Source organism: Nocardia sp. NPDC058058 (genome assembly GCF_042885355.1).
Lineage (GTDB): Bacteria > Actinomycetota > Actinomycetes > Mycobacteriales > Mycobacteriaceae > Nocardia.
The window spans coordinates 1,421,411-1,436,528 of the sequence record NZ_JBHVSA010000001.1 but is presented as its reverse complement, the minus strand read 5'-3'; the positions used below and the strand labels follow the sequence as shown (position 1 = coordinate 1,436,528).

Here is a 15,118-nt window from a genome sequence, read left to right as displayed (position 1 = left end):
CGGGGGTGTGGTGGGCAGCGACGCGGAAGGAGTCTCAGCAGGTGCGATCGCGCACGGCCGCGAGCGCGCAGACCGCGCCGCGCGGGTAGTAGGGGCCCATGATCTCAGCGGCCTGCGCCGGGGTGCCATTGACCGGTACGCTCTGCACCCCCTGCCGGAAATCGGTGGCGGGCAGCATATTCCGCAGCAGAATGGCTTCCTGGGTGCCGGGGTGCGCCGATGACAGCGGTACGAAGGTCGCACCCGGGATCGCCTCGATCCGGGCGCGCTGCGCCTCGGTGCCCAGCACATAGGTGTAGTTCCGGTCGGCGTCGAGCAGCGTCTCCCGATCGGACCGGCAGCCACTGTCGACCGAACCGTCGGCGGCGGTATTTAGCACCACCGGCCCCGGCAGCGTGCTCAGGTTCGCGCACAGCGAGAAATAGCGGACATCGGCGCCGGCACCGGGCGGCCAGACCGTCGGCCCGGTACCGGCCGGAGCCACCGGCGCTTTGCCGCGCACCACGACCACCTGGTCGTCACCGGGCGGGGTCAGAGTGGCCACCAGATAGGCGTTGTCCGCGTTCGGGAACGCGCCCGCACCGCTGACCCGGCGGAATTGGAGATTGTCGGGGGCAGCGGCAGGTAGATTCGCCGCGGTAGCGCCGAGCGCGGACAGCGCCGATGCCAGCAGCGGCGAGCCACCGCCGACACAACCTCCGAGCGTGCGGGTGCCCGTGTCATCGGTGATCCGAATCTGCGGCAGCCGCACCGACGACGCCCCGTCCGCGGGCAGGTATTCGCGGTAGATCAGGAACCCCACACCCGCGGACTCACCCTCGGGCGCGAGCGGCAACGCGTTCGGCGCGCTGCGATCCGAGCCGATCGTCACCGTGTAGTCGCCGCCGCCCGGCCGCTGCCAGGGATTGACCGATCCGGCATCGGGCGCGATCAGATAGTCGGGCAGCGCCGAGGACACCCCGCCATTGCTGAAACTGCTGAACCTCGCGTCATAGGTATTGAACGAGATGTACCGGGAGTCGGGATACTGCCCGGTCGCGGTGATCGTCATACCCGGCCGCACCTGGTAAGGCAGGATCCAATACCACGCGCCGGTATCGGGATACGCGAAGTTCACCTGCCCGACCGTGCGCGGGGACAGTTCCGCCTGCCAGGCACAGCCCTGATCGGCCACCGGTTGATCGGCGGACGCGTGCGGGCCCGCGCAGAGGGATGCGGCGATCACGGCGATGATCGCACCGGGTACCGCGCGGCGGAGCTGAGTCACCGGGTCGGGCCTTTCGTCGAAGCTGTGCAGCGGCTCGGATCGTAACCCCGCATTTCGGGTCATTTGGGCGTAGGGGATGCGCCCGCACGGGTGAAGCGCAGGGTGCGGAGTTGAAATGGCCGCAGCCGCAAGCGAATTCCGTCGCCTTGAGAGGTCTCTGAGGATTCCTCGGGCACCGGCCGCTCCAGCAGATCGCAGGCCTGTACCCCCGTGTAGTCGAAACCTGGCACCACCAGCGCTTGCGCGCGGCCGCCGTGCGCCTCGTACACCCGCAGGATCACATCGCCGCTCCCGTCATCGGCGAGCTTGACGGCGCTGGTCACCACGGCGGCATTGTCGATGCGGAACAGCGGTTCGACCGCCGAGGCGAATCCGGTGCGCGGCGCGGTGAGGTTGATCCGATATCCCTCGCGGACCGCGTCCCCGATCGACGCGCCGACGATCAGCGCGTGCCGGAACCGGTGCGCCCCGTGATCGGTCTCGGGATCGGGGAACCGCGGTGCGCGCAGCAGCGAAACCCGCAGTGTCGTGGTCGTTCCGCCGTCCTCGCGAACCGTGCGGGTGACATCGTGCCCGTAGGTCGAATCATTGACCACCGCCACGCCCCAGCCCGGTTCGGCGATATGGACGAAGCGATGGTTACACGCCTCGAATTTCGCGTACTCCCAGCTGGTATTGGTGTGCGTCGGGCGGAACATATGCCCGAACTGGGTTTCCGAGGCATAGCGATCGGCGTGAATGTCCAGGGGGAAGGCGAGTTTCAGGAATTTCTCGGTCTCGTGCCAATCGACGCCGGTGTCGATATCGAGGGCGCGCTCACCCGCGCGCAGGGTCAGGGTCTGTTCGACGGTGGAGGTTCCGAACGAGCGGATCACCCGCACCGCGGCACCCGATGTCGAATCGGGTTCCGCCGTCACCGAATCCGCGTCGACCAGATCGGTGACCCGGTTCCGGTAGAACAGATCGACATCCCAGGCGTCCCACGAGTTCGGCAGATCCGGATGCAATTGCAGCAGGTTCGCGGTCGTCCCGGGCGGCAGCGCCTCGCGTCGCCGCTCCATATCGATCACCGAAACCACCAGCCCGCGCGCGTCCACTTCCACTCGCAGCAGCCCGTTTTCGAGCACGAAGCCACCCTCGGTGCGTTCGGTCACCGAACACGGGGGAGTGGGCGCTGCCGGGCCCGCCGCACCGGCCGGAATCGATCGCCAGGTATGCGGGGTGGAGTTGAAGACATTGGGCCCCAGCGCATCACCGCCGAGCGCCCGCTGCGCCCGATCGATGATGGACACCAGCTCCTCGGCCACCGCCGCATAGGTCTGCGCCGCCTCCCGGAACACCCAGGCGATCGCCGAACCCGGCAGGATGTCGTGAAACTGGTGCAGCAGCACCGTCTTCCAGATCCGGTCCAGGTCCGCGCGCGGGTAGTCGAACCCCGCGCGCACGGCCGCGGTGGCCGTCCACAGTTCCGCCTCACGCAGCAGATGTTCACTGCGTCGATTGCCCTGTTTGGTGCGGGCCTGACTGGTCAGCGTGGCGCGATGCAATTCCAGATACAGCTCGCCCACCCATACCGGCGGATTCGCGTATTCGGCTTCGGCCCTGGCGAAGAAGCCGGCGGGGGTATCCCACCGCACCTTCGGCGACCCTTCGAGATCCCGCATGCGCGCCGCCTTGGCCACCATCTCGCGGGTGGTTCCGCCGCCGCCGTCACCCCAGCCCGTCGGCGCGAGCGACATGGACGCGCGCCCCTTCTCCTTGAAATTCCGTGCCGCGTGCGCGATCTCGCGCCCCTGCATGGAGCAGTTGTAGGTGTCCACCGGCGGGAAATGGGTGAAGATCCGGCTGCCGTCGATCCCCTCCCACAGGAACGTATGGTGCGGGAACTGATTGATCTGACTCCAGGAGATCTTCTGTGTCAGCAGCCATTTGGATCCGGCCGCCTTGATGATCTGCGGCAGCCCGGCGGCGAACCCGAAGGTGTCGGGCAGCCACGCCTCCTGATTGTCGATTCCGAACTCGTCGATGAAGAACCGTTTGCCGTACACGAACTGCCGCGCCATCGCCTCCGAGCCGGGCATATTGGTATCGGACTCCACCCACATCCCGCCCGCCGGAACGAATCTGCCCTCGGCCACCGCCTGTTTGACCCGCGCGTACACCTCGGGTCGATGCTGTTTGATGAAGTCGTACTGCGCGGCCTGCGACATGGTGAAGATGAACTCCGGCGAATCCGCCAGCAGCGCCGTCATATTCGCGGTGGTGCGCGCGACCTTGCGCACCGTCTCACGCAGCGGCCACAACCACGCGGTATCGATATGCGCGTGCCCGACCGCCGAAATCGTATGCGCGGAACCGATGGCGGGTTGCGCCAGCACCTCGGCCAGGCAGGCCCGCGCGGCGGTCGCGGTGCCGTTCACATCGCGCAGATCCACCGCGTCGAGCGCCCGTTCGATGGCCCGCACGATGTCGTAGCGCCGCGCCGGATCCTCCGGCATCTCGTGCATGAGCTCGCCGAGCACCTCGAGATCCTGCACCAGCTGCCAGACCTCGTCGTCGAAGACCACGAGATCCATTCGGCCCAGCCGATATTGCGGATCGCCGCCGGCGGTCAGCCGGTCCCCGAGCGCGGTCGGCCCGAAGAACGGAATGATGGGATTGGACGCCGCCTCCACATGCAGCAGCACCTGCTCCCCGCCCGTCGCGGGGGATCCGATGCGCACCCATTGATTTCGCGGATGCAACCCCTTCACCGGCGTCCCGTCCGCCCGGTAAACCAGTCCCTCGCACTGGAATCCGGTCATGTTCTGATCGAAGCCCAGATCGATGATCGCCTCGACGGTCCGGCCCGCCCACTCCGGCGGCACCGTTCCCTCGACGGTCAACCAACTCGTCCCCCACGGCGCTCCCCACCGCGCGCCCGATTCGATGGGTGTGCGCGGCTCCGCCAGCCCCCGGGCCACTTCCACGGGTTCGTCCGGGGCCACCCAGATCGAGGCCCGCAGCGGCACCGATTCCGGATAGATGGCCGGAACGATTCGCTCGCCGAGCACCCGTCCCAGGCGTCCCTCGATCAACCGACGATCATCGTGCATAACGGCAGCTCCGATCCAACCGGGAAAGTGGTCACCGAACCGACTCATTGTCCGGCAGCCTCGCGATTTTCGCGGGCACGCCGCGTGGTGCATTATGTCCGGACGATGGCAGGGCGAATCGTCATGCAGATGTGTCACCGCTCGGCACGTATGTTCATCCGATGGTGGTCGCGGCGCGGCATGCTGTTGGCTAGGCAGGCGAGCGGCCATGTGCCGATTTCGAAATCCGGTGCGGCGGCGAACACCAGCGGGGTGTGCGCCGATCAACAGCGACAGCAGGATGTGCAGAGCCCGTGGTGATTGAGATGACGCAGCCCAGGTCTGCGTCGATGGTTCAGGCGCGGCTGCCGATGGTGCGCGATACCGCGCCCATTCGCGGCAGTGAGTACGCGGTACTACTGCGCCGGGTGCGGCAGGCGGGTCTGCTGGATCGGCGGCTGCGCGCGTACGGGGTGCGCACCGCGATCACCGCGGCGGTGTATTTCGGCGGCTGGGCGGCATTGATCGCCATCGGCGATTCGTGGTGGGCGCTGGCCCCGGCGCTGGTGCTGGCCGCGGTGTTCTCCCAGATCGCGTTTCTCGGGCACGATGCCGGGCACCGGCAGATCTTCGGTACTCGCCGCGCCAACTACGTGTACGGGGTGATCGCGGGCAATCTCGCGATCGGATTGAGCATCGGCTGGTGGACCAGCAACCACAATCGGCATCACGCGCACCCCAATACCGAAGGCGCGGATCCCGATGTGTCGGGCATTCTCGCGCATTCGGGGGAGCGTGCCGCGACCGGAAAAGGCTGGCGGCGGTTCATCTTCCGCTATCAGGCGTGGCTGTTCTTCCCACTGCTGCTGCTCGAGGGCGGCAGCCTGCACTTCTCCAGTGTGCGCGCGGTGGTGAAATGGCCGCTGCGGCACCGCTTCTGGGAGGGCGCGCTGCTCGCGGCGCACGCGGCCGGATATCTCGCGACCGTATTCCTGGTGCTCTCACCGGTGAAGGCGCTGGTGTTCATCGCGGTGCAGCAGGGCCTGTTCGGTTTCTACATGGGCTGCACCTTCGCGCCGAACCATAAGGGCATGGAGGTCTTCGAGGAGGGCGAGGATCCGGACTTCCTGCGCCGTCAGGTGCTGTCCTCGCGCAATGTGCGGCCCAGCGCGCTCACCGATACGGCCATGGGCGGGTTGAACTATCAGATCGAGCATCATCTGTTCCCGTCCATGCCGCGGCCGAGCCTGCGCCACGCCCGGCCCATCGTGATGGATTTCTGTGCCGAGCGCGGACTTCCGTACGCCGAGACCTCCCTGCTCGATTCCTACGCCCAGGCCCTGAAGCATCTGGACGCGGTCGGACAGCACGCTCGGTGATCACCCGCTGAGGCTCACAGCAGTCGGATATTGTGCGTCGCGGTGCGGCGCACACTCTCGAAATCGCCGCTGAGCGCCTGTTTCGCCATACTGAGCGTGAAACCGGTGGCGGCGTCCATGGGCACGTGCTCGGGCAGGGCGAGGGCGTATTTGTCCACGACCACGTCGAGTACGGTCGGTCCGCCGGTGTGGCGCAGTGCGTTTCGCACCGCGGTGCGCAGCTCGCCCGGATCCTGCACCCGAATACCGTTGGCCCCCATGGCCTCGGCGACCCTGCTGAAGTCCGGGTTCTGGAAATCGGTGCCGTAGGGGATCAATCCGGCTTCCTGCTGTTCGATATTGACGAAATCGAGCATGCTGTTGTTCAGGATTACGTGCACGACGGGCGTCTGCCGCTGCACCTCGGTGAGCAGATCGCCCAGCCCCAGCATGGTGAATCCGCCGTCCCCGCACAGCGCGATGGTCTGGCGGCCCGGATACGCGAGTTGCGCGCCGAAGGCATTGGGCGAGGCATTGGCCATGGACGCCCAGGAGAACGATCCGAACAGCCGTCGGCGCGGTCCATAGCTGATGTGCCGCGCGGCCCACATGACCGCGGTGCCGGTATCGGCGAAGAACAGCGCGTCATCCGCGGCTTCCTCATCCAGGATCGACGCCAGGTACTCCGGTCGGATCGGGGTCAGTTCGGGACCTTTGGTGACGTAGTGCCGCAGCCGCTCCCGGGAGCTCACGGTCTCCTTCACACATTTCTTCAGGAAGCGATCCTCGGACTTCTCGGCCACCATCGGCAGCAAGGCCGCCACGGTCGCCTTGACATCGCCGATCACCGCCAGTTCCAAGGGAATTCGCCGCCCCAGATGCCGGGCGTCGCGATCGACCTGGATCACCTTGACCTTCTCGTGCGGCAGGAAATTCGGGTACGGGAAGTCCGTGCCCAGCATGAGCAGCACATCGCAGTTATTGACCGCTTCCCAGCAGCCGCCGTAGCCGAGCAGCCCGGTCATGCCGACCGCGTTGGGGTTGTCGTATTCCAGCCACTGTTTGCCCTTGAGCGTGTATCCCACTGGCGCGCTGAGCTTTTCGGCCAGCGCCCGCACCTCGGCGGTGGCGAACTCGCAGCCGTCACCGCCGAAGATCGCCACGGTGCCCCCCGAATCGATCAGCTCGGCCATCGCCGAAAGATCCTGACTCGCGGCCGGTCCCGGTGTCGTCGCCGGAAGCGCCAGCGGCAGCGTGATCTTCGGGGCCTTGCGCACCGCCACATCACCCGGGAGCGAGATGACCGTCGGCCCGCGCTCGGCCAGTGCGATGGTGACCGCACTGCCCACCACATGCGGCAATTGCGCCGGATCGGCGATCCGCCCGGTATAGCGCGACGCGGTCTCGAAGAACTTGTACGGATTCAACTCCTCGACCGTATTGCTGTCCCACATGGCGGTTTCGGTATCGCCCGCGATGGCGATGACCGGCGCCGCTTCCTTGCGCGCGTCCAGCAGTCCGTTGATCAGATGCGTCACGCCCGGTCCGGCGGTACCGCACACCGCCACCGGCCGCCCGGTCAGGCGCGCCTCGGCGACGGCGGCGAACACCCCGTATTCCTCGTGCCGGACATGGACGAAATCGATCTGCCCATTGCGGCGCATGGCATCGATCACCGGGTTGAGGGCATCGCCCACGATCCCGTAACACCGTCGTACTCCGGCGGATTCGAGCAGCTTCCACATGGCATCGGCGACATTGTCGGACATGGTGCGTCCTTCCGTAGCTGTCTGGCTCGGGTCGAAGCGCGGGCGGCGTTACGGGGCGTAGCGCAGGATCGCCGCCGCCGGTGTCGATTCCGGCAGGTCGGCGGCGCGCACGGCCAGTACACGCCCACCGGACGCCAGCACGCGCCGCGCGATCTCATCCAGCACGCCGGGCGCTGCGATATCGGAAGCCGTTGCGAGGGTTAGTGTTCCGTCATCCTCCGCGATGGATCCGTGCACGGTCGCGTCGATATCGACCAGCAGGGTGTCGACGGTGCCGAAGGTGGCCGCGCGGGCGATCTCGGCGAGGTCGGACGCACCGCGGCCCTCGGCCCTGCGCTGCTCGAAAAGCGCACGCAGATCAGCCAATTCGTGTTCGTAGTGCCGGTCCAGGATTTCGCGCGCCTTGGCGGCGAGCTGTTCGTCGGTGAGACTTTCGGGATTGCCGGTGATGGTCTCGTCCAGCAGCCCGTCATAGCTGTTGACCGAGCGGAACAAGCCCTCGATCGGTTCGGCGGCGGCCAGGATCAGCGGCAGATCACTGCCCGAAAGAATGGGCCGCAGTTCGGTATCCACCGCGCGCGCGTACTGGCGCACCCGGACCTTGCGACCCTCGGTGCCCTGGATGCGGCCCTTGGGCGCACGCCCGCTCAGCGACGCCTTGCGGGCGTAATCCGCTGCGCTGGTGGGCATATCGGTGACGCGCACATCGGCGGCGGGCCGATCGGGGGTGATCTGCACCAGGCGCACCGACCCCTCGGCGAGCGCGAGCACGAACGCGGACTGCGGGAAGGTGACCGCGCGCAGCAGCGGTTTGACGAAGAACCGGTCGCCGACCGTCACGCCCGCGTCGAGGCGATTGGGCACCCGGAAGGTGCGCATTCGCTCCGGGGTGGCGTGCACGACCAGGGTGCGGGATTGGAAGCGCCAGAAATCCTCATCGTCGATGAGATCGTCCAGTTCCTGCTCCAGCGCGGTCCGGGCCTTGCGGTCGTCGATGCGGTCCAGCGCGTCGCGGGTCTGGTTGGCGAACGCGATCCGGTTCTCCTCCGGCGTCGGGGTATCGGCCTCGGTGGGAGTGTAGATCGACACCGACCAGGGAGCGGACGCGTTGATCAGTGCTTCGATTTCATGGCGGGTGGGGATATCTGTGTGCAGCATCTCTGCCCTTCCAGCTGATTCGTGGTCACCTCGAAGCTAGGACACATATGTAACAAAGACATCTCGTGATGCATCGAAATCGTTCTACGTTCGATACCGGTGCGCGGGTGGACCGCCGGTCGGATGCCGGAAATCACGCACCGCGTGATCACCGACACCCGGGGTGTCGTGGTCCGGTCTGCTATTCGATCTTGTCAGAGGGTCAGGCGCACGGGGAGTTCGGCATGTCCGTTCGAGATGAAGCTGCCCACTCGGGGCAGGGTGGACGGATCCGCGGCCAGCGTCAGATCCGGGAAGCGGGCGAACAGCGCGGGCAGTGCGACGGTCGCCTCCAGGCGGGCCAGCGGTGCGCCCAGGCAGTGGTGCACGCCGTAGCCGAAGGCGAGGTGCTGATCCTTGCTGCCGCGTTCGGGATCGAACTCGGATGCGTTGGGGCCGTGCACCTTCGGGTCCCGGTTCGCACCGGCGTAGGAGGCGAGAATGGCCTCGCCCTTGGGGATGTGGTGCTCGCCGATCTCGATGTCCTCCACCGCGTAGCGCAGCGGGAGATGGGCCACCGGCGCCTCATAGCGCAGTGTCTCCTCCACCAGATCGGCCCAGGTGATGCGCTCCGCCGCGAGGTCGGCGCGCACCTGCGGCCGGGTCAGCAGCGCGACAATGGCCTGGTCCAGCAGGTTCACGGTGGTCTCGTGACCCGCGTTGATGATCAGCAGCAGGGTGTCCACCAGCTCCTTCTCCGAGAGTTCGGAGCCGTCGTCCTCATCGCGGGCGGCAATGAGCGCGCTGGTGATGTCCTCGCCGGGGGAGCGGCGGCGCAATGCCACGATCTCGGTCATCAGGCCGTACATCTCGAGGTAGTTCGCCAGCCCCTCCTCCGGACCGAGCGAGCCGTCGAAGAAGCCGTCCACGCATTTGCGCAGTGCCGGATTGCGGTCCTCCGGTACGCCCATCAGCTCGCTGATCACCTGGATCGGCACCGGATAGCAGTAGCCCTCGCGCAGATCGACGGTCGCGCCGGACGGGGTCTGCGCGAGCTTGTCCAGCAGGTCGGCGGCGATCGCCTCGATGCGCGGCCGCAGCGCGGTGGTGCGGCGATGGGTGAAGGCGGGCGCGACCAGCTTGCGCAGCCGGCGATGATCCACCCCGTACGCGGTGAACATATTGTCGACCGAAACCCACGGCAGCAGTGGCCATTCGGCGGTGATCTCACCGTTCATATACGCGGTCCAGTGCTGACGCGCGTCCTTCGATACTCGCGGATCGGTGAGCAGTTCCCTGAGCACCGTGGCATCGGTGATCGACCAGGCGCGAACGCCGCCGGGCAGTTCGACCAGTGTGATCGGGCCGCGTTCGCGAATGCGGGCGGATTCGCCCTGAATATCGGATCCCATGGGGTCCAGGACAATTGGCTGTGCGTCCATCGTGCTCTCCTCGACTGTCCGGTGATGCCTGGGCATCGCCTAGCAGTCTCCCGTGCCCGAGGGTGCCGTGTCGACGCCGACGAATGATCGAAAGCCGCTGCGCGCCAATATGTTCACTGCGTTAGGGGAGTGGGCGCGGCGAATCGGGCTATGCCGGAGGTTTGCCCGCGGACGCGTCGAGTGCGTCCAGGGCCGCCGCCTGGGTCGCGAAATCGGGGCGGTCGTCGGGCTGCGGCTCACCCTGCCACCGGAAGCCGTACTCATCGTCGGTCGCGCGCAGCGAATCGGCCTGGCGGGTCAGGAAATCCGCCGTCGCGACCCGGGATAGGCCGGTATCCAGCAGTTCTCGGTAGCCGCGCACGAATACGCCCTTATAGGTTTCCGCGTCGGAGCATTCGGGTCCGGGGCAGTTGGCGGCATTCGGCTCGATCAGCACGCCGTCGCGCAGGAATACCGAGTCCGCACGGGTGGCCGCCGCCGCGATCGCATCGGCCGGGGCGAGTAGCTGCGTATTTCCCGAAATCCGATACAGTGCAACCAGTCCGGCGATCAGCTGACCCTGCCCGTAGGTCCAGCGGGTGTGCTCGTCGACCAGTACGCAGGTATCGCCGTAGCGATCCAGATGATCGTTGACCGCGCCCGAGGGATCGAGCAGCGCACGGCCCGCCCGGGAGGTGAACCAGTCCCAGGTATCGGTGGCGCGGTCGCGATACCGCGCGAGATCGGGCTTGCCGACCCGGATCGCCAGTCTCGCGCTCGCGGTGAGGTACAGCGCGTTGGTGATCGAGTTGACCTGCTCCCACGGCCGCGTCTGCGGATCCACTCCGGTACGAGCCCACGCCAATCCACCGTCGCAGAAGGACGACCGCTGATCCTCGAGACCGTCCACGATGGTCCGCGCGGCGGTGAGGTAGCGGTATTCGCCCGTCAGGTCGTAGGCGTCGATCCACGCCAGCGCCCACCACAGTTCGTCATCGTTGTATCCGGTCGTCCTGGGCAGCCCGGTGCGCGCGATCTCGCCGTGCCGATAGGTCTCATCGAGATAGCCGAGGTACTGACGATCCCCGGTGCGGCGCATATACCCGATGAGCGTGGTGAGCGCGTTGGCGCTCTGCCAGATGCTGCCGTCGCGCTCCCACAGTCCGGTGTCGTGTTGGTAGCGATCGAGTAGTCGCTCCACCGCGCGCATGCGCTCATCGGGTGGCGCGTCCCCGGCGGCGATCCAGCGCGTACAGCGCACTTCCGGCCGGTCACCGGCTTTTCCGCAGGCGCGCAGCCGATTTCGGTCGTACCGGTAGAACTGCGTGATGGCGGCCGTATCGGGTGCGGAAACCGTTGTACCGCCCAGATTCTCGTTGGTCGGCTCATCGCCTCTACCGCGATCGAGCCAGACCGCGTCCCCGGGTTGTCCGCCCGCGATACTCGCCCAGCCGCCGCCGTCGGCCGTGGTCAGTGTGATGGTCCGCGCCCACACCCGCACCTGCGCGGTGGTGCTCCGGATATCGGTGGCCCGCTGTGGGTCAGCACCGTCGGCCAACCCGTGCGCACACCCCGTGGCAAGTGCGATCGAGCCGAACAGCGCCGCCCACCGAAGTCTGCCTCCTGTCATCACCCTGCCACGTTAACGGGGGTTGTCCGTTTCACAGCGGACCCGCGCGTGTGACCGAACCTGAGAGAACTCGTAGCAGAAGCTCAGGCTATGACCAGAACCGCGCGGCACTGTGGAGGGCAGGACAGTGAACGACGAGCGTGGAGGTGCGGGATGGTCGAGCTGGAGATCACGGGGACGACCGTGACGGTGCACGTGACCGGAGCGCATCGGGTGCTGGCCCTGCGCGAGCATCTGACGTTCGATCTATCGCAGGTCACCGATGTGCGCAAGGCCGAGGTGGATCTGCGGCCGCCGTGGGTCCGGGCCCCGGGCACCTTCTTCCCGGGCGTGATCGCGGCGGGCACCTTCCGGGGTAAGGGGCGCAAGGAGTTCTGGGATACGCATTTCACCGGGCAGGGTGTGCGCATCGAACTGTCGGGCGCTGACTTCACCCGGTTGGTGGTCGATGTGGCCGACCCCGACGTGGTGGTGGCACAGCTGCGAATCGCGGCGGCGGCCTGAACGATTCGCGCAGACCCCGAGCCCGTTCGGGATGGAGCGGTAGCGGTCTAGGCGAGCGATGCGCGATCGTTCGCCGTCGGGCCGACGGTGCGGTCCAGCGCCTGGAACAGCCAGCGTTGACCCGCACCGGCCGTGGTCGTGGTGCCCATGATCTCCGCGGTGCGTTGCCAATAGCGCTGCGCGCGCGGATCGGTGTCATAGCGGCCGTGGCTGAGCCGGATCCGGAAATCCGGTGTGTCCCGGATATTTCGCGCGGCGGCGTGCGCGCTCACGTATCGGTCCAGAGCCGCCCCGGCGGCGGGTTCGACCCCCGCGCCGATGAGGGTCTCGGCCATTCCGCAGGCCTCCCCGGACCCGGCGATCAATCCCGCGCGATCGCGTAGCGCATACCGATCCGAGCGCCAGAGCTGCTGTGCGACAACGGTCCTGAACTGCTGATCGGTGGCCAGCGTGACCAGCTCGGCATAGCCCAGCACTTGCTCCGGTGTCGGATCCCGCAGCCGTTCGGGCACATTCATCTCCAGGAAGCCCTCGAACAGTTCCGTGGGTACCGGGCCGAGCACCCGCCGCCAGAACGCCACCAGCGTGTCGTGCGCGGCGGCCCCGTCCTGCACCGCCGTCAGCAGTTCGAGTCGCGCCGCGCGCTGCGCCGGGGTCGCGTTCTCGATGGCGCGCAGACTCGCTCGCCGCCAGCTCAGCGCGTCGAGTTCGATATCGACCGCCGCGCGCTCGGCCGCGACCGCCTCGGCCAGGGAGCGCTCACCGGTCAGCACCGCGCGAATCGCGATCAATCCCATACCCAGGGCGCGCAGTCGGCGCACCAGCAGCAGTCGATCGGCGGCGCGCGCCCTGTCGAACATGCGATGACCGCCCGAACTGCGCACGAAGTCGAGCACCTCGTTATCGCAGTAGAAGCGAATGGTGCGCACCGGAACCCCGGTCAGCTCCGCCAGCTCACCGATGCTCACCAGGCCGCGCTGTGTGTCTTGGGTCACGATGTCTTGAACCTCCACCCGGGTGGAGTTCCTACGGTACCGACGCCGAACCGAAAGGAACTCAACGATGTCCATGACCGACGACGAAATCTGGCGGGCCGTCGCCGCCCAGCGCGTCATCCTGGTGGAACTGCTCGAATCACTCTCCGCACCGGATTGGGATCATCCCTCGCTGTGCGCGGACTGGCGTGTGCGCGATGTGGTCGCGCACGTGGTGCTCTCCAGCAATCCGGAATTCTGGGTGCTGCTGATCAATCTGATTCGCGCGCGCGGCAGCATCACCCGGCTGGCCCGCGATACCGGCATCCGGCACGCCGACCGTGTCAGCGCACCGGAATTGCTGGCGCAGCTGCGCGCCGCGATCCCCATGCGCACCACCGCACCCGGAACCACCCCGGCGGATCGTCTGATGGATGTGCTCGTACACATCCAGGACATCGCCATCCCGCTCGACCGCACGGTGGAAATGCCAACGGCCGCAGCGCGACTCGCGATCGAACGGGTGTGGTCCACCGGCTGGCTCTTCCGCTCCGAACAACGACTGTCCGGTTTCCATCTTCTTGCCACCGATTCCGGCTGGTCCGCGGGCAGCGGTGCGCTTGTCGAGGGCACCACCGCCGATCTGCTACTGCTCGCCACCGGCAGAACCGCGCGCGTGCACGCGCTCACCGGACCGGGTGCGGCGGAGCTGATCCAACGGGCCGCCGTCGGCTGATTCGCTGTTGGAGAAGCGGTTTCGGCTCCGGTCCCGCACAATCAGTGAACAGGTTGACATGACCTGAATCAGGTTGCGGGATAACGATTCGGCCGCTTCGCGGTGAGCGGATGGACACGTCACGCGTGAGTGCGTACGTGCCGGGGAACTACTGCACTGTGGCCTTTCGTGACGAGGCAATGGGGCCTCTCGCGCACGAGACCTAGGAGGACGCCATGAACGAGCCGGTATGCGTTGATTGCTGGCGGCGTGACAACCTCACCTTCGTACAGCGGTTGGACCCGGCGTTCTGTCGCCCGGGACCGGCGCACCGGTGCGCCATGCACCGCGCGATGTACGACGATCCCGGCGCCGGGGCGAACAATGATCAGCAGGCGGCCTGACCGCGTGCTATTCGCGGGATAGGAACTCGCGCAGGGTGATTGGTGCGCTGCCGGTGTACCGCTCGATGGTTTCGGTGACGCGGAAGAGTTCGTGACCGGAACCGATCGCGGCGAACATGGTCCAGAGGTGGGTGAGATGCTCCACCGCGACCGGATCGCGGTAGCGCGTCAGCGCGGTTCTGGACCATTCGTCGGCATCGACGTGCACATAGGGGACACCGAGAATGTCGGCGGCCGCGCCGACGGTCATGACCTCACCCGCCAGCCACAGCACGCTGTCCACGGGCTCGGCGGTGCGCAGTACGCCGCTGCCCACCCCCGCGACATCCGCGGCCGCGATCAGCGGCAGCACGGTGTCCGGGGAGCCCAGGGGTAGCGCGAGTACTCCGCTGTCGCCGATGGCGACGCGCAGATTCTCGAAGAACACCGCCGCCCGCAGGTGCACCGCACCGATTTCGGCGCGATCGAGGACCTGTTCGGCGACCCAGTGCCTGCGCATATGCGGGGTGCCCGCGTTATGCGCGGAGCCGAGCTGGGAGACCGCGACCGCGCGCTCCAGCCCGGCCTCACGGGCCGCCGCCGCGAAAACCGCCGTGGCGTCCAGCATTCCGGCGGTCACCGGATAGGTGAAATACGCGCGCCGCACCCCCTCGACGGCGGGTAGCACGGTGCTGATCTCGCGCAGGTCGCCGAGGGCGATCTCGGCCCCGAGATCTTTCAATTCGGCGGCACGGGCGTCATCGTGACGTACGAAGGCGCGCACCGGCACTCCCGCGTGCAGCAGGGATTCGGTGACCCGGCGGCCGGTGCCGCCCTGGCTGCCGCCGGCCGCGCCGGTGACGAGAATCGGTTCGTTCGCCATGGT

12 protein-coding genes are annotated in these 15,118 nt (G+C 67.2%); 4 read left to right on the top strand and 8 right to left on the bottom strand.

The features are described from left to right. Nucleotides 1-34 precede the first annotated feature (34 nt). A complete protein-coding gene (locus tag ACFVUS_RS06635) occupies nucleotides 35-1,267 on the bottom strand; it encodes a hypothetical protein (RefSeq protein ID WP_387762178.1) in 1,233 nt (410 codons plus the stop codon). A gap of 59 nt (nucleotides 1,268-1,326) precedes the next feature. Then, nucleotides 1,327-4,362: an alpha-mannosidase gene (locus ACFVUS_RS06630; protein ID WP_387762176.1), complete on the bottom strand. Its 3,036-nt coding sequence runs from the start codon at nucleotides 4,360-4,362 to the stop codon at nucleotides 1,327-1,329. A gap of 329 nt (nucleotides 4,363-4,691) precedes the next feature. On the opposite strand from ACFVUS_RS06630, the gene ACFVUS_RS06625 reads away from it, so the two are divergent. Beyond that, entirely contained in the window at nucleotides 4,692-5,720 is a 1,029-nt protein-coding gene (locus ACFVUS_RS06625) for a fatty acid desaturase family protein (protein ID WP_387762175.1), read from the top strand. Nucleotides 5,721-5,734: 14 nt separating this feature from the next. Here the strand turns inward: ACFVUS_RS06625 and ACFVUS_RS06620 are convergent, their stop codons facing one another. From ACFVUS_RS06620 to ACFVUS_RS06605, 4 genes are all read right to left on the bottom strand, one after another. Beyond that, complete coding sequence (locus ACFVUS_RS06620) at nucleotides 5,735-7,468, bottom strand: thiamine pyrophosphate-dependent enzyme (RefSeq protein ID WP_387762174.1); 1,734 nt, start codon at nucleotides 7,466-7,468, stop codon at nucleotides 5,735-5,737. Between the two features lie 48 nt (nucleotides 7,469-7,516). Next, nucleotides 7,517-8,626 (bottom strand): hypothetical protein, encoded by a 1,110-nt coding sequence (locus tag ACFVUS_RS06615; protein WP_387762173.1) that lies wholly within the window; start codon nucleotides 8,624-8,626, stop codon nucleotides 7,517-7,519. Nucleotides 8,627-8,820: 194 nt separating this feature from the next. Further along, on the bottom strand, nucleotides 8,821-10,047 hold the full coding sequence (locus ACFVUS_RS06610) for a cytochrome P450 (protein WP_387762172.1): 1,227 nt from the start codon (nucleotides 10,045-10,047) through the stop codon (nucleotides 8,821-8,823). Between the two features lie 148 nt (nucleotides 10,048-10,195). Then, on the bottom strand, nucleotides 10,196-11,656 hold the full coding sequence (locus tag ACFVUS_RS06605; RefSeq protein WP_387762171.1) for a glycoside hydrolase family 76 protein: 1,461 nt from the start codon (nucleotides 11,654-11,656) through the stop codon (nucleotides 10,196-10,198). Between the two features lie 153 nt (nucleotides 11,657-11,809). Here ACFVUS_RS06605 and ACFVUS_RS06600 point away from each other — a divergent pair, with 153 nt between their 5' ends. After that, nucleotides 11,810-12,160: a hypothetical protein gene (locus ACFVUS_RS06600; protein ID WP_387762170.1), complete on the top strand. Its 351-nt coding sequence runs from the start codon at nucleotides 11,810-11,812 to the stop codon at nucleotides 12,158-12,160. Between the two features lie 47 nt (nucleotides 12,161-12,207). On the opposite strand, the gene ACFVUS_RS06595 is transcribed toward ACFVUS_RS06600, so the two are convergent. Continuing rightward, complete coding sequence (locus ACFVUS_RS06595) at nucleotides 12,208-13,155, bottom strand: MerR family transcriptional regulator (protein WP_387762169.1); 948 nt, start codon at nucleotides 13,153-13,155, stop codon at nucleotides 12,208-12,210. A 67-nt stretch (nucleotides 13,156-13,222) separates the two neighbouring features. On the opposite strand from ACFVUS_RS06595, the gene ACFVUS_RS06590 reads away from it, so the two are divergent. Both ACFVUS_RS06590 and ACFVUS_RS06585 read left to right on the top strand, forming a co-directional pair. After that, a complete protein-coding gene (locus ACFVUS_RS06590; protein ID WP_387762168.1) occupies nucleotides 13,223-13,870 on the top strand; it encodes a maleylpyruvate isomerase family mycothiol-dependent enzyme in 648 nt (215 codons plus the stop codon). Nucleotides 13,871-14,085: 215 nt separating this feature from the next. Then, complete coding sequence (locus ACFVUS_RS06585) at nucleotides 14,086-14,253, top strand: hypothetical protein (RefSeq protein WP_387762167.1); 168 nt, start codon at nucleotides 14,086-14,088, stop codon at nucleotides 14,251-14,253. A gap of 7 nt (nucleotides 14,254-14,260) precedes the next feature. On the opposite strand, the gene ACFVUS_RS06580 is transcribed toward ACFVUS_RS06585, so the two are convergent. After that, nucleotides 14,261-15,115, bottom strand: a complete 855-nt coding sequence (locus ACFVUS_RS06580; RefSeq protein ID WP_387762166.1) for an NAD(P)H-binding protein — start codon at nucleotides 15,113-15,115, stop codon at nucleotides 14,261-14,263. Nucleotides 15,116-15,118 lie beyond the last annotated feature (3 nt).